At 74.4% G+C, this 23,346-nt stretch carries 20 protein-coding genes and 1 rRNA gene; 14 read left to right on the top strand and 7 right to left on the bottom strand.

Going from position 1 to position 23,346, the window contains the following annotated elements; translation table 11 throughout:
- Window positions 1–195, bottom strand: a 195-nt coding sequence (locus ACZ4W9_RS39120) for a hypothetical protein (protein WP_397957281.1), incomplete at its 3' end; no start/stop codon positions are given.
- On the opposite strand from ACZ4W9_RS39120, the gene rrf reads away from it, so the two are divergent.
- Window positions 184–300, top strand: a 5S ribosomal RNA gene (gene rrf / locus ACZ4W9_RS39115). The two genes, ACZ4W9_RS39120 and rrf, sit on opposite strands and share 12 nt — an antisense overlap.
- A 31-nt stretch (window positions 301–331) precedes the next feature.
- On the opposite strand, the gene ACZ4W9_RS39110 is transcribed toward rrf, so the two are convergent.
- The gene (locus ACZ4W9_RS39110) at window positions 332–1,486 is read right to left on the bottom strand and encodes a hypothetical protein (protein WP_467944005.1); all 1,155 of its coding nucleotides are present in this window, start codon (window positions 1,484–1,486) and stop codon (window positions 332–334) included.
- Window positions 1,487–1,624: 138 nt separating this feature from the next.
- Here ACZ4W9_RS39110 and ACZ4W9_RS39105 point away from each other — a divergent pair, with 138 nt between their 5' ends.
- Window positions 1,625–2,377, top strand: coding sequence for a tetratricopeptide repeat protein (locus ACZ4W9_RS39105; protein WP_467944004.1), 753 nt, complete (start codon window positions 1,625–1,627; stop codon window positions 2,375–2,377).
- Window positions 2,378–2,540: 163 nt separating this feature from the next.
- Here ACZ4W9_RS39105 and ACZ4W9_RS39100 read toward each other — a convergent pair whose 3' ends face one another.
- On the bottom strand, window positions 2,541–3,842 hold the full coding sequence (locus ACZ4W9_RS39100; RefSeq protein ID WP_467944002.1) for a DUF1015 domain-containing protein: 1,302 nt from the start codon (window positions 3,840–3,842) through the stop codon (window positions 2,541–2,543).
- A 74-nt stretch (window positions 3,843–3,916) separates the two neighbouring features.
- Here ACZ4W9_RS39100 and ACZ4W9_RS39095 point away from each other — a divergent pair, with 74 nt between their 5' ends.
- The 4 genes from ACZ4W9_RS39095 to ACZ4W9_RS39080 all read left to right on the top strand — a co-directional run bounded on the left by ACZ4W9_RS39095 (window position 3,917) and on the right by ACZ4W9_RS39080 (window position 7,976).
- Window positions 3,917–4,945 carry an HAD-IIA family hydrolase gene (locus ACZ4W9_RS39095; protein ID WP_467944001.1) on the top strand — a complete coding sequence of 343 codons (1,029 nt, stop codon included), beginning with the start codon at window positions 3,917–3,919 and terminating at the stop codon, window positions 4,943–4,945.
- Window positions 4,946–5,050: 105 nt separating this feature from the next.
- A complete protein-coding gene (locus ACZ4W9_RS39090) occupies window positions 5,051–6,094 on the top strand; it encodes a FecCD family ABC transporter permease (protein WP_467944000.1) in 1,044 nt (347 codons plus the stop codon).
- Window positions 6,091–7,137, top strand: coding sequence for a FecCD family ABC transporter permease (locus tag ACZ4W9_RS39085; protein WP_467943999.1), 1,047 nt, complete (start codon window positions 6,091–6,093; stop codon window positions 7,135–7,137). The genes ACZ4W9_RS39090 and ACZ4W9_RS39085 overlap by 4 nt, the downstream gene beginning before the upstream one ends.
- Window positions 7,134–7,976: an ABC transporter ATP-binding protein gene (locus ACZ4W9_RS39080; RefSeq protein ID WP_467943998.1), complete on the top strand. Its 843-nt coding sequence runs from the start codon at window positions 7,134–7,136 to the stop codon at window positions 7,974–7,976. The genes ACZ4W9_RS39085 and ACZ4W9_RS39080 overlap by 4 nt, the downstream gene beginning before the upstream one ends.
- Here ACZ4W9_RS39080 and ACZ4W9_RS39075 read toward each other — a convergent pair.
- Complete coding sequence (locus tag ACZ4W9_RS39075; RefSeq protein ID WP_467943997.1) at window positions 7,960–8,307, bottom strand: sterol-binding protein; 348 nt, start codon at window positions 8,305–8,307, stop codon at window positions 7,960–7,962. The two genes, ACZ4W9_RS39080 and ACZ4W9_RS39075, sit on opposite strands and share 17 nt — an antisense overlap.
- Before the next feature lie 42 nt (window positions 8,308–8,349).
- On the opposite strand from ACZ4W9_RS39075, the gene ACZ4W9_RS39070 reads away from it, so the two are divergent.
- The 6 genes from ACZ4W9_RS39070 to ACZ4W9_RS39045 all read left to right on the top strand — a co-directional run bounded on the left by ACZ4W9_RS39070 (window position 8,350) and on the right by ACZ4W9_RS39045 (window position 14,434).
- The gene (locus tag ACZ4W9_RS39070) at window positions 8,350–8,631 is read left to right on the top strand and encodes a hypothetical protein (RefSeq protein WP_467943996.1); all 282 of its coding nucleotides are present in this window, start codon (window positions 8,350–8,352) and stop codon (window positions 8,629–8,631) included.
- A 23-nt stretch (window positions 8,632–8,654) separates the two neighbouring features.
- Window positions 8,655–9,470: a TlyA family RNA methyltransferase gene (locus ACZ4W9_RS39065; protein WP_467943995.1), complete on the top strand. Its 816-nt coding sequence runs from the start codon at window positions 8,655–8,657 to the stop codon at window positions 9,468–9,470.
- Window positions 9,467–10,384 (top strand): NAD kinase, encoded by a 918-nt coding sequence (locus ACZ4W9_RS39060; RefSeq protein ID WP_467943994.1) that lies wholly within the window; start codon window positions 9,467–9,469, stop codon window positions 10,382–10,384. Before ACZ4W9_RS39065 ends, ACZ4W9_RS39060 begins: the two co-directional genes overlap by 4 nt.
- Before the next feature lie 39 nt (window positions 10,385–10,423).
- Complete coding sequence (gene recN / locus ACZ4W9_RS39055; protein WP_467943993.1) at window positions 10,424–12,166, top strand: DNA repair protein RecN; 1,743 nt, start codon at window positions 10,424–10,426, stop codon at window positions 12,164–12,166.
- A gap of 64 nt (window positions 12,167–12,230) precedes the next feature.
- The gene (locus tag ACZ4W9_RS39050; RefSeq protein ID WP_467943992.1) at window positions 12,231–12,974 is read left to right on the top strand and encodes a hypothetical protein; all 744 of its coding nucleotides are present in this window, start codon (window positions 12,231–12,233) and stop codon (window positions 12,972–12,974) included.
- 305 nt (window positions 12,975–13,279) lie between these two features.
- Window positions 13,280–14,434, top strand: a complete 1,155-nt coding sequence (locus tag ACZ4W9_RS39045; protein ID WP_467943991.1) for a glycosyltransferase family 4 protein — start codon at window positions 13,280–13,282, stop codon at window positions 14,432–14,434.
- Between the two features lie 33 nt (window positions 14,435–14,467).
- Here the strand turns inward: ACZ4W9_RS39045 and ACZ4W9_RS39040 are convergent, their stop codons facing one another.
- Complete coding sequence (locus tag ACZ4W9_RS39040) at window positions 14,468–16,114, bottom strand: PucR family transcriptional regulator (protein WP_467943990.1); 1,647 nt, start codon at window positions 16,112–16,114, stop codon at window positions 14,468–14,470.
- Between the two features lie 224 nt (window positions 16,115–16,338).
- Between ACZ4W9_RS39040 and ACZ4W9_RS39035 the strand changes: the two genes are divergently transcribed.
- Complete coding sequence (locus tag ACZ4W9_RS39035) at window positions 16,339–17,847, top strand: APC family permease (protein ID WP_467943989.1); 1,509 nt, start codon at window positions 16,339–16,341, stop codon at window positions 17,845–17,847.
- An 11-nt stretch (window positions 17,848–17,858) separates the two neighbouring features.
- Window positions 17,859–19,463, top strand: a complete 1,605-nt coding sequence (locus ACZ4W9_RS39030; protein WP_467943988.1) for a flavin monoamine oxidase family protein — start codon at window positions 17,859–17,861, stop codon at window positions 19,461–19,463.
- 10 nt (window positions 19,464–19,473) lie between these two features.
- On the opposite strand, the gene ACZ4W9_RS39025 is transcribed toward ACZ4W9_RS39030, so the two are convergent.
- Together ACZ4W9_RS39025 and ACZ4W9_RS39020 are read right to left on the bottom strand one after the other, a co-directional pair.
- Window positions 19,474–20,856: an FAD-binding oxidoreductase gene (locus tag ACZ4W9_RS39025; protein ID WP_467943987.1), complete on the bottom strand. Its 1,383-nt coding sequence runs from the start codon at window positions 20,854–20,856 to the stop codon at window positions 19,474–19,476.
- Window positions 20,857–20,935: 79 nt separating this feature from the next.
- Window positions 20,936–22,738 carry a glycoside hydrolase family 15 protein gene (locus ACZ4W9_RS39020; RefSeq protein ID WP_467944003.1) on the bottom strand — a complete coding sequence of 601 codons (1,803 nt, stop codon included), beginning with the start codon at window positions 22,736–22,738 and terminating at the stop codon, window positions 20,936–20,938.
- Window positions 22,739–23,346 lie beyond the last annotated feature (608 nt).

The following is a 23,346-nucleotide window of genomic DNA, read 5'->3' as shown; positions in this document are numbered from 1 at the left end:
GGTTGATAGGCCAGATATGGAAGCCTGGTAACGGGTGGAGTTGACTGGTACTAATAGGCCGAGGGCTTGTCCATTGATGCTCGCGTTCACTGTGTATGTTCTGAGGCAACGAACGGTTGCCGGTTCAGAGCTGAACTGAAACACAAGTAAAAAGTGTGCTTGTTCGCTCGAAACCATTAGGGTTTCGGTGGTCATAGCGTGAGGGAAACGCCCGGTTACATATCGAACCCGGAAGCTAAGCCTCACAGCGCCGATGGTACTGCAGGGGGGACCCTGTGGGAGAGTAGGACACCGCCGAACAATCTTTGGGAGGACCCCTGGTCACCAGCGTTCAGCTGGGACCAGGGGTCCTTTTGTTTTTACAATGCTTGAGGTACCACAGACAGGAGTCACCATGTCCACCAACTCTCCCGGCGACCGTCCGGAGCGCGACCAGCGGCGACGGGACAGTGGTGACCGGGGTGACCGCGGCGGCTTCCGCCGGGACAACGACCGTCGCACCAACGACCGCACCAACGACCGTGGCGGCTACGGCGGCCGGCGTGACGACCGCCGCGATGACCGTCGTGACGACCGGCGTGGCGATGACCGTCGTGGTGGCGGGTTCCGGCGTGAGGGCGATCGGGGTGCGCGTCCGGGGTTCCAGCGGGATGACCGGGACCGTGGCGACCGTGGCGGCTTCCGCCGTGACGACCGGCGCGACGACCGGCGCGACGAGCGACGGGATGATCGCCGTGGCGACGACCGTGGCTTCCGCCGCGACGACAGCCGGGGCGACCGTCCCTCCTACCGCCGTGACGACGACCGCGGTGGCTACCGCCGCGACGACCGTGGCGACCAGCGCGGTGGTTTCCGGGGCCGGGACGACCGCCGCGACGACCGCCGTGGCGACGACCGCCGTGGTGACGACCGTGGCGGCTTCCGCCGGGACGACAGTCGCGGTGACGACCGTGGCGGCTTCCGGCGCGACGACCGGCGCGATGACCGGCGTGGCGATGACCGTCGTGGTGGCGGGTTCCGGCGTGAGGGCGATCGGGGTGCGCGTCCGGGGTTCCAGCGGGATGACCGGGACCGTGGCGACCGTGGCGGCTTCCGCCGTGACGACCGGCGCGACGACCGGCGCGACGAGCGACGGGATGATCGCCGTGGCGACGACCGTGGCTTCCGCCGCGACGACAGCCGGGGCGACCGTCCCTCCTACCGCCGTGACGACGACCGCGGTGGCTACCGCCGCGACGACCGTGGCGACCAGCGCGGTGGTTTCCGGGGCCGGGACGACCGCCGCGACGACCGCCGTGGCGACGACCGCCGTGGTGACGACCGTGGCGGCTTCCGCCGGGACGACAGTCGCGGCGACGACCGTGGCGGCTTCCGGCGCGACGACCGGCGCGACGACCGGCGTGGCGACGACCGCGGTGGCTACCGCCGCGACGACCGCGGTGACCAGCGCGGTGGTTTCCGGGGCCGGGACGACCGTGGCGGCCATGGGCCCCGTAGGGACGACCGCGGTGGCCGGCCGGGTGGCGGCTTCCAGAGGCGTGACGGCCGGGACGACCGCCGTGGCGGCGGTGGTGGCGGCCGGTTCCGCGATGAGCGGGACCGGGACCGCGAGCCGATCAAGCGGCTGCCGATCCCGGAGGACGTCACCGGAGACGAGATCGACAGGGACGTCCGCCAGGAGCTGCAGAGCCTGCCCAAGACGCTCGCCGAGGACGTCGCGAAGAACCTGGTGATGGTGGCCCGGCTGATCGACGAGGACCCCGAGGGCGCCTACGGCTACGCCAGGGTCGCCCTCCGCCTCGCCTCCCGCGTGGCCGCCGTGCGCGAGGCCGCCGGTTTCGCCGCGTACGCCAGCCAGAAGTACAGCGAGGCGCTCGCCGAGTTCCGCGCCGCCCGGCGCATGACCGGCACCGTCGAGCTGTGGCCGGTCATGGCCGACTGCGAGCGCGGACTCGGCCGGCCGGAGAAGGCGCTGGAGATGGCCGGCGCCCCGGAGGTGCACAAGCTGGACAAGGCCGGCCAGGTGGAGATGCGGCTCGTCGCCGCCGGCGCCCGGCGTGACATGGGCCAGCTGGACGCGGCCATCGTGACCCTGCAGAGCCCGGAGCTGGCCTCCAACTCGGTGCAGCCGTGGACCGCGCGCCTGCGCTACGCCTACGCCGACGCCCTGCTGGCCGCCGGCCGGGAGCGCGAGGCGCGGGACTGGTTCGCGAAGGCCGTCGAGGCCGACCGGGACGGCAGCACGGACGCCTCCGACCGGCTCGCCGAGCTGGACGGCGTGGAGTTCGTCGACGCCCTCGCCGAGGACGCCCCGGACGAGTCCGGGGAAGCGGCCGGGTCCGCGGACGACGCCCCGGAGGACGACGACAAGCACTGACGTCGGCCGGCGCCGGCGCAGAGCGCGGCGGAACCGTCACCTGAAAGGGGGGGGGGGGGGGGGGGGGGGGGGGGGAGGGGGGGAGGGGGGGGGGGGGGGGAGGGGGGGTCGGGCCCCCCCCCCCCCCCCCCCCCCCCCCCCCCCTTTCAGGTGTTGCCCCGGCTCAGACCTCCAGCGTGCGCAGCACCAGCCCCGACGCCGGCTTCGGTCCGAACGACGTCGACTTGCGGGGCATCGTCACGCCCTGCCGGGCCAGGTCGCGCACGACCTCCTCGCGGACCGGGTGCATCAGGACGGCCGTACCGCCGTCGCGCTCCGCCTTCTCCACCGTCGCCGCCGTGTCGTGGATGTAGGCGATGTGCGCCGGGGAGTCCGCGGGGATGCGCCAGACGTGCTCCAGCAGCGTGGCGTGCAGGACCGTGGCGTCCAGCGAGCGCCAGGCGGCCGGGCGGTCCGCCGGGACGGTCCGGGCCACCAGCCGCGGGTCCGGGCGGTCGAGCAGATGGAAGGCGCCGTCGCCGGCCAGCAGGAAGGCGTTGCCCGCACAGGACGCGTCCGCCAGGGCCGCCAGGGCGTCCGTCAGGGGCCCGTCCAGCCGGCGTACCCGGAACAGGCTCGTCACCGCCCGGAGCGCGTCCGCGACCGGCAGGCCGTGCAGCAGCCGGTGGATGGCGCGGACCCGCAGCGGATAGCGGACGGTGTCGACCAGCAGGACCAGTCCGTAGTCCCAGGGGCTGGGGGAGGGGTGTTCCGCGCGCAGCCGCCGGTAGGTGGCCCAGCGGTGGTGGCCGTCGGCGATCAGTGCCTGGCGGCCGGCCAGGTCCTTCTGGATCCCGGCCAGGTCGACGGGGTCGGTGACGGACCACAGCCGGTGCCGGAAGCCGTCCTCGGTGGTCGTGGCCAGCAGCGGCGGGCGGCCCGCGGTCCGCTCGACCACCTCGGCCGCCGTACCCGCCTCCGCCGTCGCGCCGTCACCCCGGTACGTCAGCAGCAGCGGCTCCAGGTTCGCGCGGGTCGCGCGCATCAGCGCGGCGCGGTCGGCGACCACGGGCGGCATGACGTCCTCGTGCGGCAGTACCACGCCCTCCGCGGGCTCCGAGACCCGCAGGGTGCCGATGATCCCGCGCTGGACCATGCCGTCGCCGTCGCGCTGCTCGTACACGTACAGACCGGGATCCGGATCCGCGACGAGGATGCCCTCGGCCAGCCAGCGGCGCAGGGTGTCGGCGGCCTGTTCGGTGCGGGCGCTGGGGGTGCCGGCCTGGGGCAGGATCAGCCGGACGATGTTGTGCGGGTCGGCCGACTGGAGGTGGTGCAGGCCGTCGGGCCGTACGACGACGTCGTAGGGAGGGGAGGTGACGGAGGCGAGGCTGCCGACCCGGTCGGGGTCGTAACGCAGGCCACGGAACGGGGTGAGTTCCAGGCCGCGGCGCGTCGTTGCCTCCGAGTGACCTGCTGTCTTCATCCCGGCATCGTACGTGTGTGGGCGGCATGCGGGATGATCGGGGGAAAGGCGAGTCTACGAGGAGCGATACGGACATGAGCCAAGGCGTCAGGACCAGGCCCGAGGGCAGTGGGCAGCCCCTGAGCGAGGCGTACGACACGGCGCTGCTCGATCTGGACGGGGTGGTCTACGCGGGCGGCAGCGCGATCGCGCACGCGGTCGACTCGCTGGCGGTGGCCCGGTCGGGCGGCATGCGGCTGGCGTACGTCACCAACAACGCGCTGCGCACCCCGGACACGGTCGCCGAGCACCTGACGGAGCTGGGCATACCGACGGGCGCGGACGACGTCATCACCTCCGCGCAGGCCGTCGCCCGGCTGATCAGCGAGCAGGTGCCCGCCGGGGCGCGGGTGCTGGTGATCGGCGGCGAGGGACTGCGGGTGGCGCTGCGCGAGCGCGGCCTCGTGCCGGTGGAGTCGGCGGACGACGACCCGGCGGCGGTCGTCCAGGGCTACGGCGGGCCCGACCTGCCCTGGGGCCGTTTCGCAGAGGCCTCGTACGCCGTCCGGCGGGGCGTGCCGTGGTTCGCGTCCAACACCGACCTGACGATCCCGAGCGGGCGGGGCATCGCGCCGGGCAACGGCGCGGCCGTGGAGGTCGTACGGATCGCGACCGGGGCCGAGCCGCAGGTGGCGGGCAAGCCGCTGCCCCCGATGCACCGGGAGACGATCATCCGGACCGGTGCCGAACGCCCGCTGGTGGTCGGGGACCGGCTGGACACCGACATCGAGGGCGCGTTCAACGGCGGGGTCGACTCGCTGCTGGTGCTGACCGGGGTCACCGACGGGCCGCAGCTGCTCGCCGCGCCGCCCCGGCACCGGCCGACGTATGTGGACGCGGATCTGCGCGGCCTGCTCACCGGGCAGCCGGAGGTCGGTGAGGACGGGGACGGGTTCCGCTGCGGCGGCTGGACGGCGAGGGCCGGCGACGGCGAGCTGGAGCTGACGGGCGACGGCGAGACGCCGGACGGGCTGCGGGCGCTGTGCGCGGCGGCCTGGACGGCGGCCGGGGACGGCTCGTGCACGCTGGACGGCGGCAAGGCACTGGCCCGGCTGGGGTGGTGACGGCAGGGGGCGCGCCGGCGGAGGGGAGTCGGCGCGCACCGGGGGAGTGAGAACCGGCGCGTACCGGGGATCGAGAAGGAGTGCAGGGTAGGCTAACCTAACCTCGTGTTGGTCGACAGCCCCCCGGAACAGCGCGCGGAGACCGCGCCCGCGCCCCCAACCCGCCATGTGGCCAGGGCCCTTGGGCTCCTGCTCTCGGCCGTGCTCCTGCTGCTCGTCGCCTTGGCGAGCATCGCGATCGGGGCGAAAGGGCTGTCGCCGGCCCAGGTCTGGCACGGCCTGTTCCACGACACGGGAACCTACGGCGACGTGGTCGTGGACGAGCGGCTCTCGCGCACGGTGCTCGGCCTGCTGGTCGGCGCCGCGCTCGGGCTCTCCGGAGCGGTGCTCCAGGCGCTGACCCGCAATCCGCTGGCCGACCCCGGTCTGCTGGGCATCAACGCGGGCGCCTCCGCCGCCGTCGTCACGGCCATGACCTATCTCGGCGTCACCAGCCTGATGGGCTATGTGTGGTTCGCGTTCCTCGGCGCGGCGGCGGTCGGCGCGCTGGTGTGGTTCCTCGGCGGCAGCCGGGGCGCCACCCCGGTGCGGCTCGCGCTCGCGGGTACGGCGATCAGCGCGGCCCTGTACGGCTATCTCCAGGCCGTGATGATCACGGACGGCGCGGCGCTGGGCAAGATGCGTTTCTGGACGGTGGGTTCGCTGGTCTCGGCCACCGACTCGACCATCGTGCAGGTGCTGCCGTTCCTCGCGGTCGGCACGGTGCTGGCGCTCGTGCTGGCCCGGCCGCTGAACGCGGTCGAGATGGGCGACGACACCGCCCGCGCCCTCGGCGCCAACCTGGACCGCACCCGCGCGCTGGCCATGCTGTCCGCCGTGATGCTGTGCGGTGCCGCGACCGCCGCCTGCGGCCCGATCATGTTCGTCGGCCTGATGGTGCCGCACGTGGTCCGCTCCTTCACCGGCCCCGACCTGCGCTGGATCCTGCCGTACGCCACGGTCCTCGCGCCCGTGCTGCTGCTCGGCGCCGATGTCCTCGGCCGGGTGGTGGCCCGCCCCGCCGAGGTCCAGGTCGGCATCGTCACCGCGGTCATCGGCGGCCCGGTCTTCATCTTTCTCGTACGACGGCGGAGGACGGCCCAGCTGTGAAGACCCACTCCAGGAGCCGTGCCGTACGCACCCCCGGCGGGCTCTCCGTGCGCCTGGACCCGCGGGCCCTGACCGTCGTCGTCCTGCTGCTGGTCGCCGCCTGCGCCGCCGGTGTCGCCCTGATCGGGACCGGCGACGCCAGGATCCCGGCGGCCGACGTGCTGCGGACCCTCGCCGGCAACGGCACCGCCTACCAGGACTTCATCGTCAACGAACTGCGCCTGCCCCGGGTCCTCGTCGGCCTGCTGGTCGGTGCCTCCCTCGGCCTCGGCGGCGCCCTGTTCCAGTCCGTCTCCCGCAACCCGCTGGGCAGTCCGGACGTGCTCGGCCTGTCGCAGGGCTCCACGGCCGGCGCGCTGATCGTGATCGTGCTGCTGTCCGGCGGCGCCTCCCAGGTGACCGTCGGCGCGCTGGCCGGCGGCCTGGCGACCGGTCTCGCCATCTACCTGCTCGCCTGGAAGCAGGGCGTGCACGGCTACCGGATGGTGCTGGTCGGTATCGGCGTCAACGCGGTCATGACGGCCGTCAACGGCTATCTGCTCACCAAGGCCGACCTGGTCGACGCGGCCCGCGCGGTGGTGTGGATGACCGGGTCGCTCAACGGCCGGGACTGGGACCAGGTCTGGCCGCTGCTCGCGCTGTGCGCCGTCCTCGTCCCGCTGGTCCTCGCCAACGCCCGCGGCCTGCGCATGATGGAGATGGGCGACGACATCTCGAACGCGCTCGGTGTGCGCGTCCAGCGGGTGCGGCTGCTGCTGATGGTCAGCGCCGTGCTGCTCACCGCCGCCGCCACGGCCGCCGCCGGCCCCGTCAGCTTCGTCGCGCTGACCGCGCCGCAGCTCGCCCGCCGCCTGACCCGCTCGCCGGGGCCCAACCTGGTGCCGTCCCTGTGCATGGGCGCGACCCTGCTGGTCGCCGCCGACTGGGCCTCCCAGCGCGCCTTCGGCGCCGACCAGCTGCCCGTCGGCGTGGTCACCGGCGTGCTCGGCGGCGCCTATCTGCTGTGGCTGCTGGTCACCGAGCGCCGGGCGGGCCGGATATGACCCCCGCCGGCGCGACGAACAACCCGAGGAGCACTGTGAACCGCCTGTCCGCCGAGAACGTCACCCTCGCCTACGACCAGCGTGTCATCGCCGAGCAGCTGTCGGTGGAGATCCCCGACCGGTCCTTCACGGTGATCGTCGGCCCGAACGCGTGCGGCAAGTCGACGCTGCTGCGGGCGCTGTCGCGGATGCTCAAGCCCAGCCGGGGCCGGGTGCTGCTGGACGGGCAGGCCATCCAGTCGATGCCCGCGAAGAAGGTCGCCCGCACCCTCGGCCTGCTGCCCCAGTCGGCCGTCGCCCCCGACGGCATCACGGTCGCCGACCTCGTCGGCCGGGGCCGCTACCCGCACCAGGGCCTGCTGCGCCAGTGGTCGGCGGAGGACGAGCGGGTCGTGCGGGAGTCGATGCGGCAGACCGGCGTCGCCGAACTGGCCGAGCGGTACGTGGACGAGCTGTCCGGCGGGCAGCGGCAGCGGGTGTGGATCGCCATGGCGCTCGCCCAGCAGACCCCGCTGCTGCTCCTGGACGAACCGACCACCTACCTGGACATCCAGCACCAGATCGACGTCCTCGACCTGTGCGCCGAACTCCACGAGGAGCAGGGCCGGACGCTGGTGGCCGTGCTGCACGACCTCAACCACGCCGCCCGCTACGCCACCCACCTCATCGCCCTGCGCGGCGGCAAGGTGATCGCCGAGGGCGCCCCCGGCGACATCGTCACCGCCGAGCTGGTGGAGGAGGTGTTCGGGCTGCGCTGCCAGGTGATCGACGACCCGGAGACCGGCACCCCGCTGGTCGTGCCCGCCGCCCGCAAGGCACGGCTCACAGCAGCTTCCTGAGCCGGAACAGATCCAGCAGGCCGGCCTCCAGCCGCACCCGGCCCGAGCCCCAGGCGGTCGCGAGGTTCAGCTCGCCGTCCACCAGCGCCACCAGGTCGTCCCCGGCCAGGGCGAGCCTGATCTGCGCCTTCTCCCACGGCGGGCCCGGACGGGTCTCGTCCACCGCGATCCGCCCGCCCGTCATCCGGCCGGCGAAGGTGACGTCCAGGTCGGTGATGTGGCAGCTCACCGAGCGGTCCAGCGCGGCGGCGGCGCGGACGTCGCCCTCGGCCCCCCGCATGTTGTCCGAAAGCTTTCCCAGCGCGGCGCGGCACTCCTCGATCGTGGCCATCGCCCCCGACGCTACCCCAGCGGTTCGGGGTAGCGTCGGGGCATGAGCGAGTCCCTGTCCGAGGCCGGGACGGAACCGCGGGCCGAGCCCGGACGCGCGCCCGAGCCCGCCGCCCCGGCCCCCCTGAACGTTCCGCGCACCCCCACCGGCGACGCCGGGGTCGACGCGCGCCTGGAGCGGCTGGCCGACGCCGACCACCTCGCCACCGACGGACATGTCGAGGTGTACGAGGATGTACTACGGGGGCTGCGCGACGCGCTCACCGCGCTCGACGCCCGCCCGGAACCTCCGGCGCCCCCGACGCCGTACCCCAGCAGACCGTAACCAGAGCAGGAGCTGAACCGAACGTGGCAGGAGTCGCACGCCGCCGTCTCGACGCGGAGCTGGTCCGCCGGAAGCTCGCCCGTTCGCGCGAGCACGCCAGCCAGCTGATCGCCGCCGGGCGGGTCTCCGTCGGCAAGACCGTGGCGACCAAGCCGGCCACCCAGGTGGAGACCGCCGCGGCCATCGTGGTCACCGCCGACGACAGCGACCCCGACTACGTCTCCCGGGGCGGGCACAAGCTGGCCGGCGCGCTGGCCGCGTTCGTGCCCCACGGGCTCGTGGTCGAGGGCCGGCGTGCGCTGGACGCCGGCGCGTCCACCGGCGGCTTCACCGATGTCCTGCTGCGCGCGGGCGCCGCCCATGTCGTCGCCGTGGACGTCGGCTACGGCCAGCTGGCCTGGTCCCTCCGGCAGGACGCACGCGTCACCGTCAAGGACCGTACGAACGTACGCGAGCTGACGCTCGAGGCGATCGACGGGCAGCCGGTGGACCTGGTCGTGGGCGATCTGTCCTTCATCCCGCTCGGACTGGTCCTGCCCGCCCTCAAGCGGTGCGTGACACCGGACGCCGACCTGGTGATGATGGTCAAGCCGCAGTTCGAGGTGGGCAAGGAACGGCTCGGCAGCGGCGGCGTCGTGCGCAGTCCCGAGCTGCGCGCGGAGGCCGTGCGAGGGGTGGCCGGGAAGGCGTGGGAGCTGGGCCTCGGGGTGCGGGCGGTCACCGCCAGCCCGCTGCCCGGGCCCTCGGGGAACGTCGAGTACTTTCTCTGGCTGCGGGCGGGGGCACCCCGGGTGGACCCCGCCGACGTCGACCGTGCAGTGGCGGAGGGGCCGCGTTGACACAGAACCGTGCGCGTACTGTTTTCCTGCTCGCCCACACCGGGCGGCCCGCGGCGATCCGCAGTGCGGAACTCGTCGTCAAGGGCCTGGTGCGGCATGGCATCGGGGTGCGGGTGCTGGAGGAGGAGGCGCGCGACCTGCCGCTCCCCGACGACGTGCACCTCGTCAAGGAGGCGACCGCGCAGTGCCTGGACGGCTGCGAGCTGCTGATCGTGCTGGGCGGCGACGGCACGCTGCTGCGCGGGGCCGAGTTCGCGCGGGCCTCCGGGGTGCCCATGCTCGGCGTCAACCTCGGGCGCGTCGGCTTCCTCGCGGAGGCCGAGCGGGACGACCTCGACCGGGTGGTGGACCGGGTGGTGGCCCGGTCCTACGAGGTCGAAGAGCGGATGACCGTCGATGTCGTCGTGCACCGCAACGGTGACATCGTGCACACCGACTGGGCGCTGAACGAGGCCGCCGTGCAGAAGGCCGGCGCCGAGAAGCTGCTGGAGGTCGTGCTGGAGATCGACGGGCGGCCGGTGTCGGAGTTCGGCTGCGACGGGGTGATCCTCTCCACGCCCACCGGCTCCACGGCCTACGCCTTCTCCGCCGGCGGCCCGGTGGTCTGGCCGGAGGTGGAGGCGCTGCTGATGGTGCCGATCAGCGCACACGCGCTGTTCGCCAAGCCGCTGGTCACCTCCCCGGACTCGGTGCTCGCGGTGGAGGTGCTGCCGCACATCCCGCCGGGCGTGCTGTGGTGCGACGGCCGGCGCACGGTCGAGCTGCCGCCCGGGGCGCGGGTGGAGGTGCGGCGGGGTGCCGTGCCGGTGCGGCTGGCCCGGTTGCACCACTCGTCGTTCACCGACCGGCTCGTGGCGAAGTTCGCCCTGCCGACCACGGGATGGCGGGGGGCGCCGCACCACTCCTCGGAGTGACACAGGCGGGCCATGTGCGCGGGCCGCCCCGGACCTCGTATGGTCTGTTCCGTGTTGGAGGAGATGCGGATACGGTCGCTCGGGGTCATCGACGATGCCGTCGTCGAGCTGTCACCGGGGTTCACCGCCGTCACCGGTGAGACGGGTGCGGGCAAGACCATGGTGGTCACCAGCCTCGGGCTGCTGCTCGGTGGCAGGGCCGACCCGGCGCTCGTGCGGATCGGGGCGGAGAAGGCGGTCGTGGAGGGCCGGGTCGCCGTGCCCTCCGGTGCCGCGGCCGCCGTACGCGCCGAGGAGGCCGGGGCCGAGCTGGACGACGGCGCCCTGCTGATCAGCCGTACCGTCTCCGCCGAGGGCCGCTCCCGGGCGCACCTGGGCGGGCGCAGCGTGCCCGTCGGGCTGCTCGCCGAGCTGGCCGACGACCTGGTGGCCGTGCACGGGCAGACCGACCAGCAAGGACTGCTGAAGCTGTCCCGGCAGCGGCAGGCGCTGGACCGGTACGCGGGTGACGCCGTCGCCGGGCCGCTCGCCGAGTACACCGGGGCCTACCAGCGGCTGCGGGCCGTCTCCGCCGAGCTGGAGGAGATCACCACCCGCGCGCGGGAGCGGGCGCAGGAGGCCGACCTGCTGCGCTTCGGACTCGACGAGATCGCCGCGGTCGAGCCCCGGCCCGGCGAGGACGCGGAGCTGGCCGAGGAGGCCGGGCGGCTCGGGCACGCCGAGGCGCTGTCGTCCGCCGCGCACGCCGCGCACGCCGCGCTCGCGGGCAATCCGGAGGACCCCGAGGGCATCGACGCCTCGACCCTCGTCGCGGGCGCCCACCGCGCCCTGGAGGCCGTACGGTCGCACGACCCGGCGCTGGCCGGGCTCGCCGACCGGATCGGCGAGATCGGCATCCTGCTCGCCGACGTGGCCGGCGAGCTGGCCGGGTACGCCGACGACCTCGACGCCGACCCGCTGCGGCTGGCCGCCGTGGAGGAGCGCCGGGCCGCGCTGACCGCGCTGACCCGCAAGTACGGCGAGGACATCGACGCGGTGCTGGCCTGGGCCGAGCGCAGCGCCGCCCGGCTCACCGAGCTGGACGGCGACGACGAGCGGATCGTGGAGCTGACCGCCGAGCGGGACGCGCTCCGCGCCGAACTGGGCGCCCTCGCGCAGCGGCTCACGGACGCGCGGGCCGAGGCCGCCGAACGGTTCGCGGCCGCGGTCACCGCCGAGCTGGCCTCGCTGGCGATGCCCCACGCGCGGGTGTCCTTCGACATCCGGCAGACCGACGACCCCGAGGGTGTCGAGGCCGGCGGGCGGACGGTCGCCTACGGCCCGTCGGGCGTGGACGAGGTCGAGCTGCTGCTCGCCCCGCACCCGGGCGCCCCGCCCCGGCCCATCGCCAAGGGCGCCTCCGGCGGTGAGCTGTCCCGGGTGATGCTCGCGGTCGAGGTGGTCTTCGCGGGCACCGACCCCGTCCCGACCTACCTGTTCGACGAGGTCGACGCCGGGGTCGGCGGCAAGGCGGCGGTCGAGATCGGCCGGCGCCTGGCGAAGCTCGCCAGGACCGCCCAGGTCGTGGTGGTCACCCACCTGCCCCAGGTCGCCGCGTTCGCCGACCGCCAGCTGCTGGTGGAGAAGACCGACGACGGCTCCGTCACCCGCTCCGGCGTGAAGGTCCTGGAGGGCGAGGACCGCATCCGCGAACTGTCCCGCATGCTGGCCGGCCAGGAGAACTCCGAGACGGCCCGCGCCCACGCGGAGGAACTCCTGGCCACGGCCCGGGCGGAGGTGTAGCGGAGGGGACCGGGACGTTTCCCGGGGTGCGGCCCGGTCCGCGCCGTTTCCTAGGGTGGGCGGCATGATCGACAAGCGAACGTGCCGCCCCCTCCTCCTCGCCGCCGCGCTCACCCGGACCGGCCAGGCCCTGCTGCGCGCCGCCCCGCCCGGCGGACGCGCGCGCTGGGAGCGGACGAACCACGCCGGGCGGGCCGTCGGCCTGTACGCCGGGCCCGCCGTGGCGGCGGGGGCCGCGATCGCCGCCGCCCGGGTGCGCCCCGCGGCCGGCGCCGCCGTGCTCGCCGCCGCCGTGTGCGGGGCCTACGACGATGTCGCCGGGGACCACCGGCGCGGGTTCCGGGCGCATCTGCGGGCGCTGCGGGACGGGGAGGTCACCAGCGGGGCCGTGAAGCTGTTCGGGATCTCGGCGGCGGGGCTGGCGGCGGGCGCCGTGCTGAAGCAGCGGCCGGTGGACAAGGTGCTCGCCGGGGCCGTCATCGCCGGGAGCGCCCACTTCGTGAACCTCCTCGACGTACGGCCGGGCCGGGCCGCCGGTGCCGTGCTCGCGCTCGGGGCGCCCGGGCTGCTGCGGCGGGGGCCCGGGGCGCGGCTGGCCGCCGGGGCGGTGGGGGCCGCCGCGGCCGTGCTGCCGGACGACGCGGGGGAGCGGGTGATGCTCGGCGACACGGGGGCGCACGCGCTCGGCGCCGCACTGGGGGCGGCCGTGGTGGCGGGAAACCAGCGCGCGGGACTGCTCGCGCATGCCGTCGCGCTGGTCGCCGCCGCCCGCCACGGGGACCGGATCAGTGCCTGGGTGCGCGGCTGACCTCGCCGTATGCCCGCGCGGACCACCCGTCCAGGGCAGGCATTCCCTCACCCGTGTGGGTGATGTGCTCCGGCGTATTGCCCCGGCCCGCCGCGTGATGCGCCCTCCCGTGTGTTCCCTGAACGGCCCTGTGCCCTGGCATGCTTGGCGAAGGACGCGGGGCGGGCAGCGGGACCGGACGGTCCGCGCGGGAGGCGTGCGGGGTGCGTCCTTCCGCCCCCCTGAGCCCCCAACCTTCTGTACGTTTTCCCGTGACCGCCCCACGCGCCTTCCCGTGACCGCCCACGACCCAGGAGCCCCGGCCCGTGAGCCCGCTGAGCAGCAACGCACCGCACGGCCGGCCGCCGCTGCGCACCGTGCAGGTGCTCGGCGGGGGCAACGCCGCCAGCGGCGCGCACGTGCGGTCCCTGGCCGAGGGCCTGGTCGCGCGGGGCGTACGGGTCACCGTGTGCGCCCCCACCGAGGCCGACCGGGCCTACGACTTCACCGGCACCGGCGCCGACCACATCCACGTGCCCCGCAGCAGCGACCCCGTCTCCGTGGCCGCCCTCCGCACCGCCTGCGCCGACGCCGACCTGGTGCACGCCCACGGACTGCACGCCTCCTTCCGGTCCGTGCTCGCGCTCGGCGGGCGCACCACCCCGCTGGTGGTCACCTGGCACGACCGCGCCTACGCGGAGGGCCCGCGGGCCCATCTGCTGCGGATGCTGGAGCGACGGGTGATGCGGACCGCGGCCGTCGTCCTCGGCGCCAGCCCCGACCTGGTCGACCGGGCCCGCCGGACCGGCGCGCGCGACGCCCGGCTCGCCGCGGTGGCCCTGCCCGGACGGCGCCGTCCCGGCGGCCCCGGCGAGGCCGCCGACCACGACGACCCCGACCGGCATCGGCCCAAGGTGCGCGCCGAACTCGGCGCCGTCGACCGCCCGTTGCTGATCGCGGTCGGCGCCCTGGAGCGCCACCGCGGCTACGGCTGCCTGCTCGACGCGGCCCGCCTGTGGCGGCGGTCGGACCCGGTGCCGCTGGTGGTGATCGCGGGGGAGGGACCGCTGCGGCCGGTGCTCCAGCGGCGGATCGAGGACGAGGAACTGCCGGTGCGCCTCGTCGGGCACCGCGACGACGTCCCCGACCTGCTCGCCGCCGCCGACCTGGCCCTGCTGACCAGCCGGTGGGAGTCGCGGTCCGTCCTCGCCCAGGAGGCGCTGCACGCGCGCGTGCCGCTCGTCGCCACCCGGGCCGGCGGCATCCCCGACCTCGTCGGCGACGCGGCCGAACTCGTCCCGTACGGCGATCCGGTGGCCCTCGCCGGGACGGTCCTGCGGCTGCTCGCCGACCCCGGGCGGCGTGCCCGGCTGCGCGAGCGCGCCGCCCGGCAGGCCGCGAGCTGGCCGAGTGAGGACGAGACGGTCGCCCAGGTCCTCAGCGTCTACGACGAGCTGACCCGGCCCAGACCGCTGGCCTAGCCCTGCCGGCCCGCGGCCGCCCGCCGCGGACGCCTACGGCACGTGCCGGCGGGCCCGCAGGGCCAGGCCCAGGGCCAGTACCGTCTGCGGGTCGTCCAGGTCGGTGCCCAGCAACTCCCCGATGCGGGCCAGGCGGTTGTACAGCGTCTGACGGTTGAGGTGCAGCTCCCGGGCCGTCTCCGCCTTGCGGCCCGCGTGCGCGAGATAGGTCTCCAGCGTCGGCAGCAGCGGCGGCCGGGAGCGGCGGTCGTGGTCGCGTAGCGGACCGATCGCCCGGTCCACGAACGCCGCCAGGTCCGGGTGGTCGCGCAGCCGCCACAGCAGCAGGTCGATGTCCAGGCGCCGGGCGTCGTACCAGGGCCGGTCGGTCAGCCCCTGCGCCGCCGTCGCCGTCTCCGCCGCGTGCCGCAGCCCCGCCGAGACCGCCGCCCAGCCGCCGGCCACCCCGACCACGACCACCGGCGGCGGCGAGCCCGGCCGCCGCATCCCGGCCCGCTCCACCCCCGCCCGCAGCGCCGCCGCGACCCGGTCCGCGACCGCCGTCCGCTCCGCCTCCGCGCGCAGCCCGGTCAGCACCAGGACCCGGCCCTCCACCGGCCGCACCCCCAGCAGCACCGGCACCCCCACCGCGGTCAGCTCCTCGGAGACCGCCCGGGCCAGCACCGCCCACCCCCCGCCGGGCGACAGGGTGTCCCCGACCCGCATCACCACCGGCAGCAGCGGGCCGTCGCACGGCTTGAAGCCGAGCACCCGGGCCTGCGCCGGGGCGTTCTCCGCCGCGATCCGGCCCTCGGCGAGATCGGTGAGGAAGTCCCCGCGCCCGCGTGCCGCCAGCTCCTCCTCCTGCCGGGCCTGCATCAGCACCACGGCCAGGATGCCCGCGGCCCGCTCCGCGGCGATCCGGTGCACCGGGGCCGGCGTCGCCCTGACCGGCAGCAGCACCAGCCGGGCACGCACCGAGCCCGCCGTGCCCGGGCCGCCGCCCGGCACGTCCACCAGCACCGTGCCGGCCGGCGGCGGGGCCTCCTTGTGCGGGCCGCGCAGCCCCTCCCACACCTGGAGCGGATCGGCGCCCTCGGGCCCGGCCCCGGCGGCGTACAGCAGCCGGCCGTCCGCCGTCTCCAGGAACACCGGGTTGCCGCTGAAGCCGGCCAGGATGTCCAGCACCTGCGGTATCCCGCCGCCGCCGAGCAGCGCCTCGGTGCAGCGCCGGTGCACCTCCTCGGCGCGCTGGAGCAGCGCGTAGTGACCGTTGACGATCTCGGTGTGGATCTCCTCGGTCACCGCCACGAACGGCACCTCGCGGTGCAGCTGGACCAGCGGCAGACCGGCCGCCCGGGCCGTGTCCACCAGCGCCGCCGGCAGCCGGCCGAAGCGCGGGCCCAGCTCCACCACCAGGGCGGCGATCCCCCGCTCGGCCAGGGTCCGCACGAACGCCCGCTGCTCGGCCGGCCGGGTGCCGAAGCCGTAGCCCGTGGTGAGCAGCAGTTCGCCGCCCTTGAGCAGCGAGGCGATGTTCGGCACCTCGCCCGCGTGCACCCAGCGCACGGTACGGCCGAGCCGGTCGGCGCCCGCCAGGATCTCCGGCAGCCCGCTGCGCAGCCCGGGCAACTCCAGCGCCCGCTGCACGGTGATGCCGGCGCCCTGGGTGTCGAATCGGTGGTCCGTACGGCTGTCCATGCAGCGGACGCTACCCGCGCGCACGTTGCGGGGACATCTCCGGCCGATCACGGCGGCGGTCACCGGGCCCGCGCGAGCGACACTGCGTCGCCCCTGGCGCCGGATTTACCCGACCGCCTGTCTGTTGTGGTGTGCGTCACTGCCCCGGCACACTGTCGCAACCGCACAAGGACCGCCGTTCGACCTTCGGATTTCGTTGCGCGAGCACCACATGAGGGGCGGGAATGACAGAGAGACCCACGCGAGAGGTACAGCGGCTCAAGGCGAATTCCATAGGACTGGTGGGCGTGGTCTTCATGGCGGTGGCCACCGCCGCGCCGATCACCGCGATGACCGGCAACCTGCCGATCGCCGTCGGCTCCGGCAACGGCACCGGGGCGCCGGCCGGTTATCTCTTCGCCACGCTCGTGCTGGCGGTCTTCTCCGTCGGCTATGTCGCCATGGCCCGCCGCATCACCGCGGCCGGCGCCTTCTACGGCTACATCTCGCACGGCCTGGGCCGGATCGCGGGCATGGCCTCCGGCATGCTCGCCGTGCTCGCGTACGTCGTCTTCGAGGCGTCCATCGTCGGCGTCTTCTCCTACTTCGCGCGAACCACCGTCCGCGACCAGCTCGGCGCCGACCTGCCGTGGGCCGGCTACGCGGCCGGAATGCTGCTGGTGACGGCCGTGCTGTCGTACTTCGACATCAATCTGACCGCCAAGGCGCTCGGCGTGCTGCTCGTCGCCGAGATCGCGGTCCTCTTCGCGGTCGCCACCGCCGTCCTCCTCCACGGCGGCGGCCCGGACGGCATCCCCGTCGAACCGGTCGACCCCCGGAACGCCTTTACCGGGCCCTCCGCCGGGCTCGGCCTGTTCTTCGCCTTCTGGTCGTGGGTCGGCTTCGAATCGACGGCGATGTACGGCGAGGAGTCCCGCGACCCCAAGCGTGTCATCCCGCGCGCGACGCTGATCTCGGTCATCGGCGTCGGCCTGTTCTACATCTACGTCTCCTGGATGACCATCGCCGGCAACGGCCTCGACGGCGCGGTGCGGGTCTCCGCCGGGTCCAGCCCCCTCGACCTGTTCTTCGACCCGGCGCGCGGTTTCATCGGCGCCTGGGCGGTCGACGCCTTCCAGTGGCTGCTGATCACCGGCTCGTTCGCCTGCGGCATGGCCTTCCACCAGTGCGCGGCCCGCTATCTGTACGCCATCGGCCGCGAGGGCTTCCTGCACCCCGCGCTGGGCCGCACCCACCCGCGGCACGGCTCGCCCCACCTCGCCTCCTTCACCCAGTCCGTCATCGCCGTCGTCATCGTCGGCGCGTTCTGGGCGACCGGGCAGGACCCGTACATCCACCTGTACACGCTGCTGGCGATCCTTGGCACGATGGCGATCCTCATCGTGCAGACCCTCTGCTCCTTCGCCGTGATCGGCTACTTCCGCCGCGACCACCCCGAGGACCGGCACTGGTTCCGCACCCTGACCGCGCCACTGCTCGGCGGCCTCGGCATGACCGCCGTCGTGGTGCTGCTGGTGGTCAACATGGACACCGCGGCCGGCCCGGCGGCCGGCTCGCTCCTCTTCGAGGCCATCCCGTGGATCGTCGGGCTGGTCTTCTTCGGCGGCCTCGGGCTCGGCCTGTACCTGCGGGCCCGCCGGCCGGAACGCTACGAGGTCATCGGCCGGATCGTCCTGGAGGACGCGGCCGAGCGCACGGACGACGACATCGAGCAAGCCCCCGCCAACGCCTGAGGAGGCACACCGTGTCCCGTACGCGGCCGCTGCACGTCCTTCGCACCCTCACCGCCGACCACGCCGCCGCCGAGCGGCTCGGTCTGCCCGTCGCCGAGGCACGGGCCGTCCGCCGGCGCACTGTCCTCAAGGGCGCCGCCGTCGGCACGGCCGCCGCCGCGTCCGCCGCGACCGTCCGGGCCCCGGCCGCCGCCGCGTCCGCGCCCCGCGTCGCCGTCGTGGGCGCCGGGATCGCCGGGCTGACGGCGGCCCTCACCCTGCACGACGCCGGGTACGCCTGCACGCTCTACGAGGCCCGCCCCGACCGCGTCGGCGGCCGGATGTACACCCAGCGCGACCACTGGGCCTGGGGACAGACCTCGGAGATCGGCGGCGAGCTGATCGACACCGGTCACAAGAAGATGCTCCAGCTGTGCCGCCGCTTCTCCCTGCCCGTCGAGGACTTCCTCGGCGGCGGCCCCCGGGGCGCGGAGGAAGTCCTCTGGTTCGACGGCGCGTACTACCCGCGCGACCGGGCCGACGCCGACTTCAAGGCCGTCTACCAGGCCCTGCGCGCGGATCTCCAGGCCGCCGGCGAGGTCAGGTGGGACGGGGCCACCCCGGCCGGCACCGCCCTGGACAACCTGTCCCTGTACGACTGGATCGAGACGCGGGTGCCGGGCGGCCACGCCTCCCCGCTGGGCCGCTTCCTCGACGTCGCCTACGCCGTCGAGTACGGCGCCGACACCACCGACCAGTCCTCGCTCGCCCTCGTCCTGCTCATGGGCTACCAGACCAATCCGGGCCACTTCAACGTCTGGGGTCTGTCCGACGAGCGGTACCACATCGTCGGCGGCAACGACCGGCTCCCGCGCGCCATCGCCGGCGCCCTGCCCGAGGGAACGATCCGGCACGGCTGGTCCCTCCAGGCGGTGAGGGCCGACGCCGGCGGCACCCAGACCCTCACCTTCACCGAGGCGGGCAGCATCCGCACGGTCACCGCCGACCACACCGTCCTGTGCGTGCCCCTGCCGGTCCTGCAACGGCTGGACCTGAGCAGAGCCGGGTTCGACCCCCGCATGACCGGCCTGCTGCGCGACGCCCGCATGGGCTACTGCACCAAACTCAACCTGCAGTTCTCCAGCCGCCCCTGGCGCGGCACCGGCCCCTGGCCCGGGGTGTCCGCCGGCGACTGCTTCACCGACCTCGGGGTGCAGCAGACCTGGGACACCACCAAGGTCCAGCCCGGCACCGGCGGCATCCTCATCCAGTACGGCGGCGGCAGCCGCGCCAGGGCGCTGACACCGGCGGGACCGTTCCCGTACGCGAGCGATCCCTACGTCAAGGACCTCGCCACCCGGTACCTGAAGGACGTCGACGCCTTCTTCCCCGGCACGTCGGCCGCCTGGACCGGACGCGCCCAGCTGTCGGCCTGGCACCTCGACCCGTACGCGCTGGGGGCCTATTCGTACTGGCCGGTGGGGTACCTGCACCGGTACGCCGGCTACGAGGGCGTGGCCCAGGGCAATGTCCACCTGGCCGGCGAGCACTGCTCGTACGACTTCCAGGGCTTCATGGAGGGCGGCGCGCGAGAGGGCGAGCGGGCGGCGCGGGAGGTGATCGCCGCCCTGGGCTGACCGCGGGGCCTCACAGGGGCCGGATGCCGTGGTGGAAGCGGAAGACGTTGTCGGGGTCGTAGCGCCGCTTCACCTTCTCCAGCCGCAGCATGTTCCCGGCGCCGAGCCCCGCCCGGACCCGCTCGGGGCCCTCGTCGCCGACGAGGTCCAGGCACACGGCACCGGTGCGCCACGGCCGCACGGCGGCGCGGGCGTCCCGCACCCAGCCGAGGGCCCGCGCGTCGTCCGTCGGGTCCGCCCAGACGGCGCAGGGGTGCGCGACCCACGGGGCGCCCCGGGAGGCCACCGGGCAGGAGTGCGCACCGGCGGCGACGGCACCGCCCTGCGGGAACAGCAGGTGCCGGGAGGAGGACGGCACCGGCATGCCCTCCGCCCCGGCGCAGAAGGCGTCCACCGCCTCCTCCGGCAGCCCGGAAAGACACTCCGCCGACCCGTGGTGGCGCCGTCCGGGCGGGAGGTCGAGCAGACGCTGCGCCTCGGGGTACGGCACCTCGCCGATCCGCTCCCGGACGTACGACAGTCCGCGCAAGGGCCCGGCGAGGCCGCGCAGCCCGTCCGCGCCGCCGGCGTAGGTCAGCACGGCCGCGCACAGCGGGCCCGCCACCGGCCCCGGCGGGGCGAACGGCGCGGGCGGCCCCGCCGCGTACAGCACCGCGCCGCTCAGCTCGTCCGGCCCGCCGCGGAGGGTCTCCCGGAAGGCGCGGACCACCTCCGGCGCGAGGTCGGGCGGGTACAGCAGCCGGGCGAGGGAGAACCGCGGCAGCCCGCGCAGCCGCAGGGTGAGCGCGGTGGCGACGCCGAAGTTGCCGCCCCCGCCGTGCAGCGCCCAGAACAGCTCGGGACGCTCGTCGGCGCTCGCGCGCACCCGCTCGGCCCCGGCGGTCACCAGCTCCACGGCCAGGAGATGGTCGACGGCCGGGCCGAAGGCGCGGTCCAGCCAGCCGGTGCCGCCGCCGAGGACGAAACCGGCCACCCCGCTCGCGCGGGCCCGTGCGCCGGGAACCGCCAGACCGTACGGCAGGGCCGCCCGGTCCAGATCGCCCGTCGTCGCACCGCCCTCGACCCGGGCCACACCGGCCACCGGGTCGACGGCCACCCGGCGCATCCGGCGCAGGTCCACCAGCAGCGCGCCGTCGCCCGAGTCCGTACCGGCGGGGCCCCGGCCGCCGCCGCGCACCGCGATGCGCAGGTCAAGGTCCCGGCCGAAGCGGACGGCCCGCACCACGTCGGCCGCGTCCGCGCACCGCGCGATCACCGCCGGCCGCCGGCCGGTCCGCGCGTCGAAGACCGCGCGGGCCGCGTCGTACCCCGCGTCCCACGGGGCGAACACCTCGCCGGCCAGATCCTCACGGAGGTCGGCGAGAGCCGAGTGCGCCTTGGAACGGAAAGCCATGACCGCCCCCTTGCGCTGGAGAGAGAGGGGGATGCGCTCCCAGCCTAGGCGCGAGCGCCCCCGAAGGGGCGCGGGGAACTCACCCTCCGTACGCCCCGGACGCGGTCAGCCGCAGGGCCGTGTCGATCAGCGGCACATGGCTGAACGCCTGCGGGAAGTTCCCCACCTGCCGCTTCAGCCGCGGGTCCCACTCCTCGGCGAGCAGGCCGAGGTCGTTGCGCAGCGAGAGGAGCTTCTCGAACAGCTTGCGGGCCTCGTCCACCCGGCCGATCATCGCCAGGTCGTCCGCCATCCAGAACGAGCAGGCCAGGAAGGCGCCCTCGTCGCCGGGCAGACCGTCGACACCCTCGCTCTCGCCCTCCGTCGGATAGCGCAGGATGAACCCGTCCGGGGTGGACAGCTCGCGCTGGATCGCCTCGATGGTGCCGATCACCCGCTTGTCGTCCGGCGGCAGGAAGCCCATCTGCGGGATCAGCAGCAGCGAGGCGTCCAGCTCCTTCGAGCCGTAGGACTGGGTGAAGGTGTTGCGCTCCTTGTCGTAGCCCTTCTCGCACACGTCCCGGTGGATGTCGTCGCGCAGCTCGCGCCAGCGCTCCAGCGGGCCGTCCGCGTCCCCGGACTCGATCAGCTTGATGGTGCGGTCCACCGCGACCCAGGCCATCACCTTGGAGTGCACGAAGTGCCGGCGCGGGCCGCGCACCTCCCAGATGCCCTCGTCCGGCTCCTGCCAGTGGTCCTCCAGGTAGCGGATCAGCTTCAGCTGGAGCAGGGAGGCGTAGTCGTTGCGGGCCAGACCGGTCATGTGGCCGAGGTGCAGGGCCTCGGTGACCTCGCCGTACACATCCAGCTGGAGCTGGTGCGCGGCGCCGTTGCCGACCCGGACCGGGGCGGAGTTCTCATAGCCCGGCAGCCAGTCCAGCTCGGCCTCGCCCAGCTCCCGCTCGCCCGCGATGCCGTACATGATCTGGAGGTTCTCCGGGTCGCCGGCGACCGCCCGCAGCAGCCACTCGCGCCAGGCGCGGGCCTCCTCGCGGTAGCCGGTGCGCAGCAGCGAGGACAGGGTGATCGCCGCGTCCCGCAGCCAGGTGTAGCGGTAGTCCCAGTTGCGCACGCCCCCGATGTCCTCGGGCAGGGAGGTCGTCGGGGCCGCGACGATGCCGCCGGTGGGGGCGTAGGTCAGCGCCTTGAGGGTGATCAGCGAACGGATCACCGCCTCGCGGTACGGCCCGTGGTACGTACAGTGCTCCACCCACTCGCGCCAGAAGTCCTCCGTGGCCTCCAGCGAGGTCTCCGGCTCCGGCAGCGGCGGCGGCTCCTTGTGCGAGGGCTGCCAGGAGATGGTGAAGGCGATGCGGTCGCCCGGGGCGACCGTGAAGTCGGCGTAGGTCGTCAGCGCCTTGCCGTAGGTCTCGGCCTCCGTGTCGAACCAGACCGAGTCGGGCCCGGCGACGGCCACCGTGCGGCCCTCGTGCTTGTGCACCCACGGCACCACCCGGCCGTAGGAGAACCGCATCCGCAGCGCGGAGCGCATCGGCACCCGGCCGGTGACGCCCTCCACGATCCGGATCAGCTGCGGGGCGCCGTCACGCGGGGGCATGAAATCGGTCACGCGTACGGTGCCGCGCGGGGTGTCCCACTCGGATTCCAGGATGAGGGAGTCGCCGCGGTAGCCGCGCCGGGCGGCCGTGGGCGGCTCGGCGTCGGCCGCGTGCGCCGGCCCGAGCCGCCAGAAGCCGTGCTCCTCGGTGCCCAGCAGGCCGGCGAAGATGGCATGCGAGTCGAAGCGGGGCAGGCACAGCCAGTCCACCGTGCCGTCCCGGCAGACCAGTGCGGCGGTCTGCATGTCTCCGATGAGTGCGTAGTCTTCGATGCGCCCGGCCACGTGCAACTCCAGTCGAACGGCCACGTCACGCCCCCGCGCAGGGGGCTGTCGCTAGTGCGGTCAAGGGTTGGTTGATGTGTGTCGTTGAGCGATGAAGCAAAGCAGCCCGCCCAGCCCTGGGGCAACACGACGGTCCTTGCTCAACGAACTGCCGCGCTCTCGTTGTTCCGGGTGATGCAGGCGGGGGTGTGCCGTCGTTACCGGCCGGGCTCGGCAGTGAGTGTCCGAGCAGGATACGACGCGTGCAGATGATCCGGGTGCCCCTCCGGACAACCTGTATGAGCCGAACGAGTGAGCGCCGGGTGAGAACCGTGTACCCGGACGGTTGCGCAAGTTGCACGAGTGACACGAATAGCCCCGCGCTGTGCCCGGGCGAGCGCGGAGCGTGGCCGGAAGCCATCCCGCTCAGGCGCTGATACGCTGGTAGCCCGTGGACCGGTGGGAGAAAACCCCCCGAACCGCAGCGACGGCACCCCCGGAACTCACCGGGACGGCAGCCGCACCGCATCACCACCAGCGACCACGGGAGCCCCCTCTTGGCCATGCCGCCCAAATCCACGACGACCAAGCACATCTTCGTCACCGGGGGTGTCGCCTCCTCGCTCGGC

The organism is Streptomyces sp. NPDC029296, from assembly GCF_055569255.1.
This window is presented reverse-complemented; position numbering and strand designations above follow the sequence as displayed.

Bases quoted from the DNA above. Each gene is read 5' to 3' on its own strand.
- ACZ4W9_RS39035 (WP_467943989.1), top strand. From the start codon at position 16,339: ATGACAGAGAGACCCACGCGAGAGGTACAGCGGCTCAAGGCGAATTCC.
- ACZ4W9_RS39040 (WP_467943990.1), bottom strand. From the start codon at position 16,114: ATGGACAGCCGTACGGACCACCGATTCGACACCCAGGGCGCCGGCATC.
- ACZ4W9_RS39095 (WP_467944001.1), top strand. From the start codon at position 3,917: ATGAGCCAAGGCGTCAGGACCAGGCCCGAGGGCAGTGGGCAGCCCCTG.
- ACZ4W9_RS39110 (WP_467944005.1), bottom strand. From the start codon at position 1,486: ATGGCCGCCACGGTCGTCCCGGCCCCGGAAACCACCGCGCTGGTCACC.
- ACZ4W9_RS39025 (WP_467943987.1), bottom strand. From the start codon at position 20,856: ATGGCTTTCCGTTCCAAGGCGCACTCGGCTCTCGCCGACCTCCGTGAG.
- ACZ4W9_RS39100 (WP_467944002.1), bottom strand. From the start codon at position 3,842: ATGAAGACAGCAGGTCACTCGGAGGCAACGACGCGCCGCGGCCTGGAA.
- ACZ4W9_RS39075 (WP_467943997.1), bottom strand. From the start codon at position 8,307: ATGGCCACGATCGAGGAGTGCCGCGCCGCGCTGGGAAAGCTTTCGGAC.
- ACZ4W9_RS39080 (WP_467943998.1), top strand. From the start codon at position 7,134: ATGACCCCCGCCGGCGCGACGAACAACCCGAGGAGCACTGTGAACCGC.
- ACZ4W9_RS39050 (WP_467943992.1), top strand. From the start codon at position 12,231: ATGATCGACAAGCGAACGTGCCGCCCCCTCCTCCTCGCCGCCGCGCTC.
- ACZ4W9_RS39070 (WP_467943996.1), top strand. From the start codon at position 8,350: ATGAGCGAGTCCCTGTCCGAGGCCGGGACGGAACCGCGGGCCGAGCCC.
- recN (WP_467943993.1), top strand. From the start codon at position 10,424: ATGGTCTGTTCCGTGTTGGAGGAGATGCGGATACGGTCGCTCGGGGTC.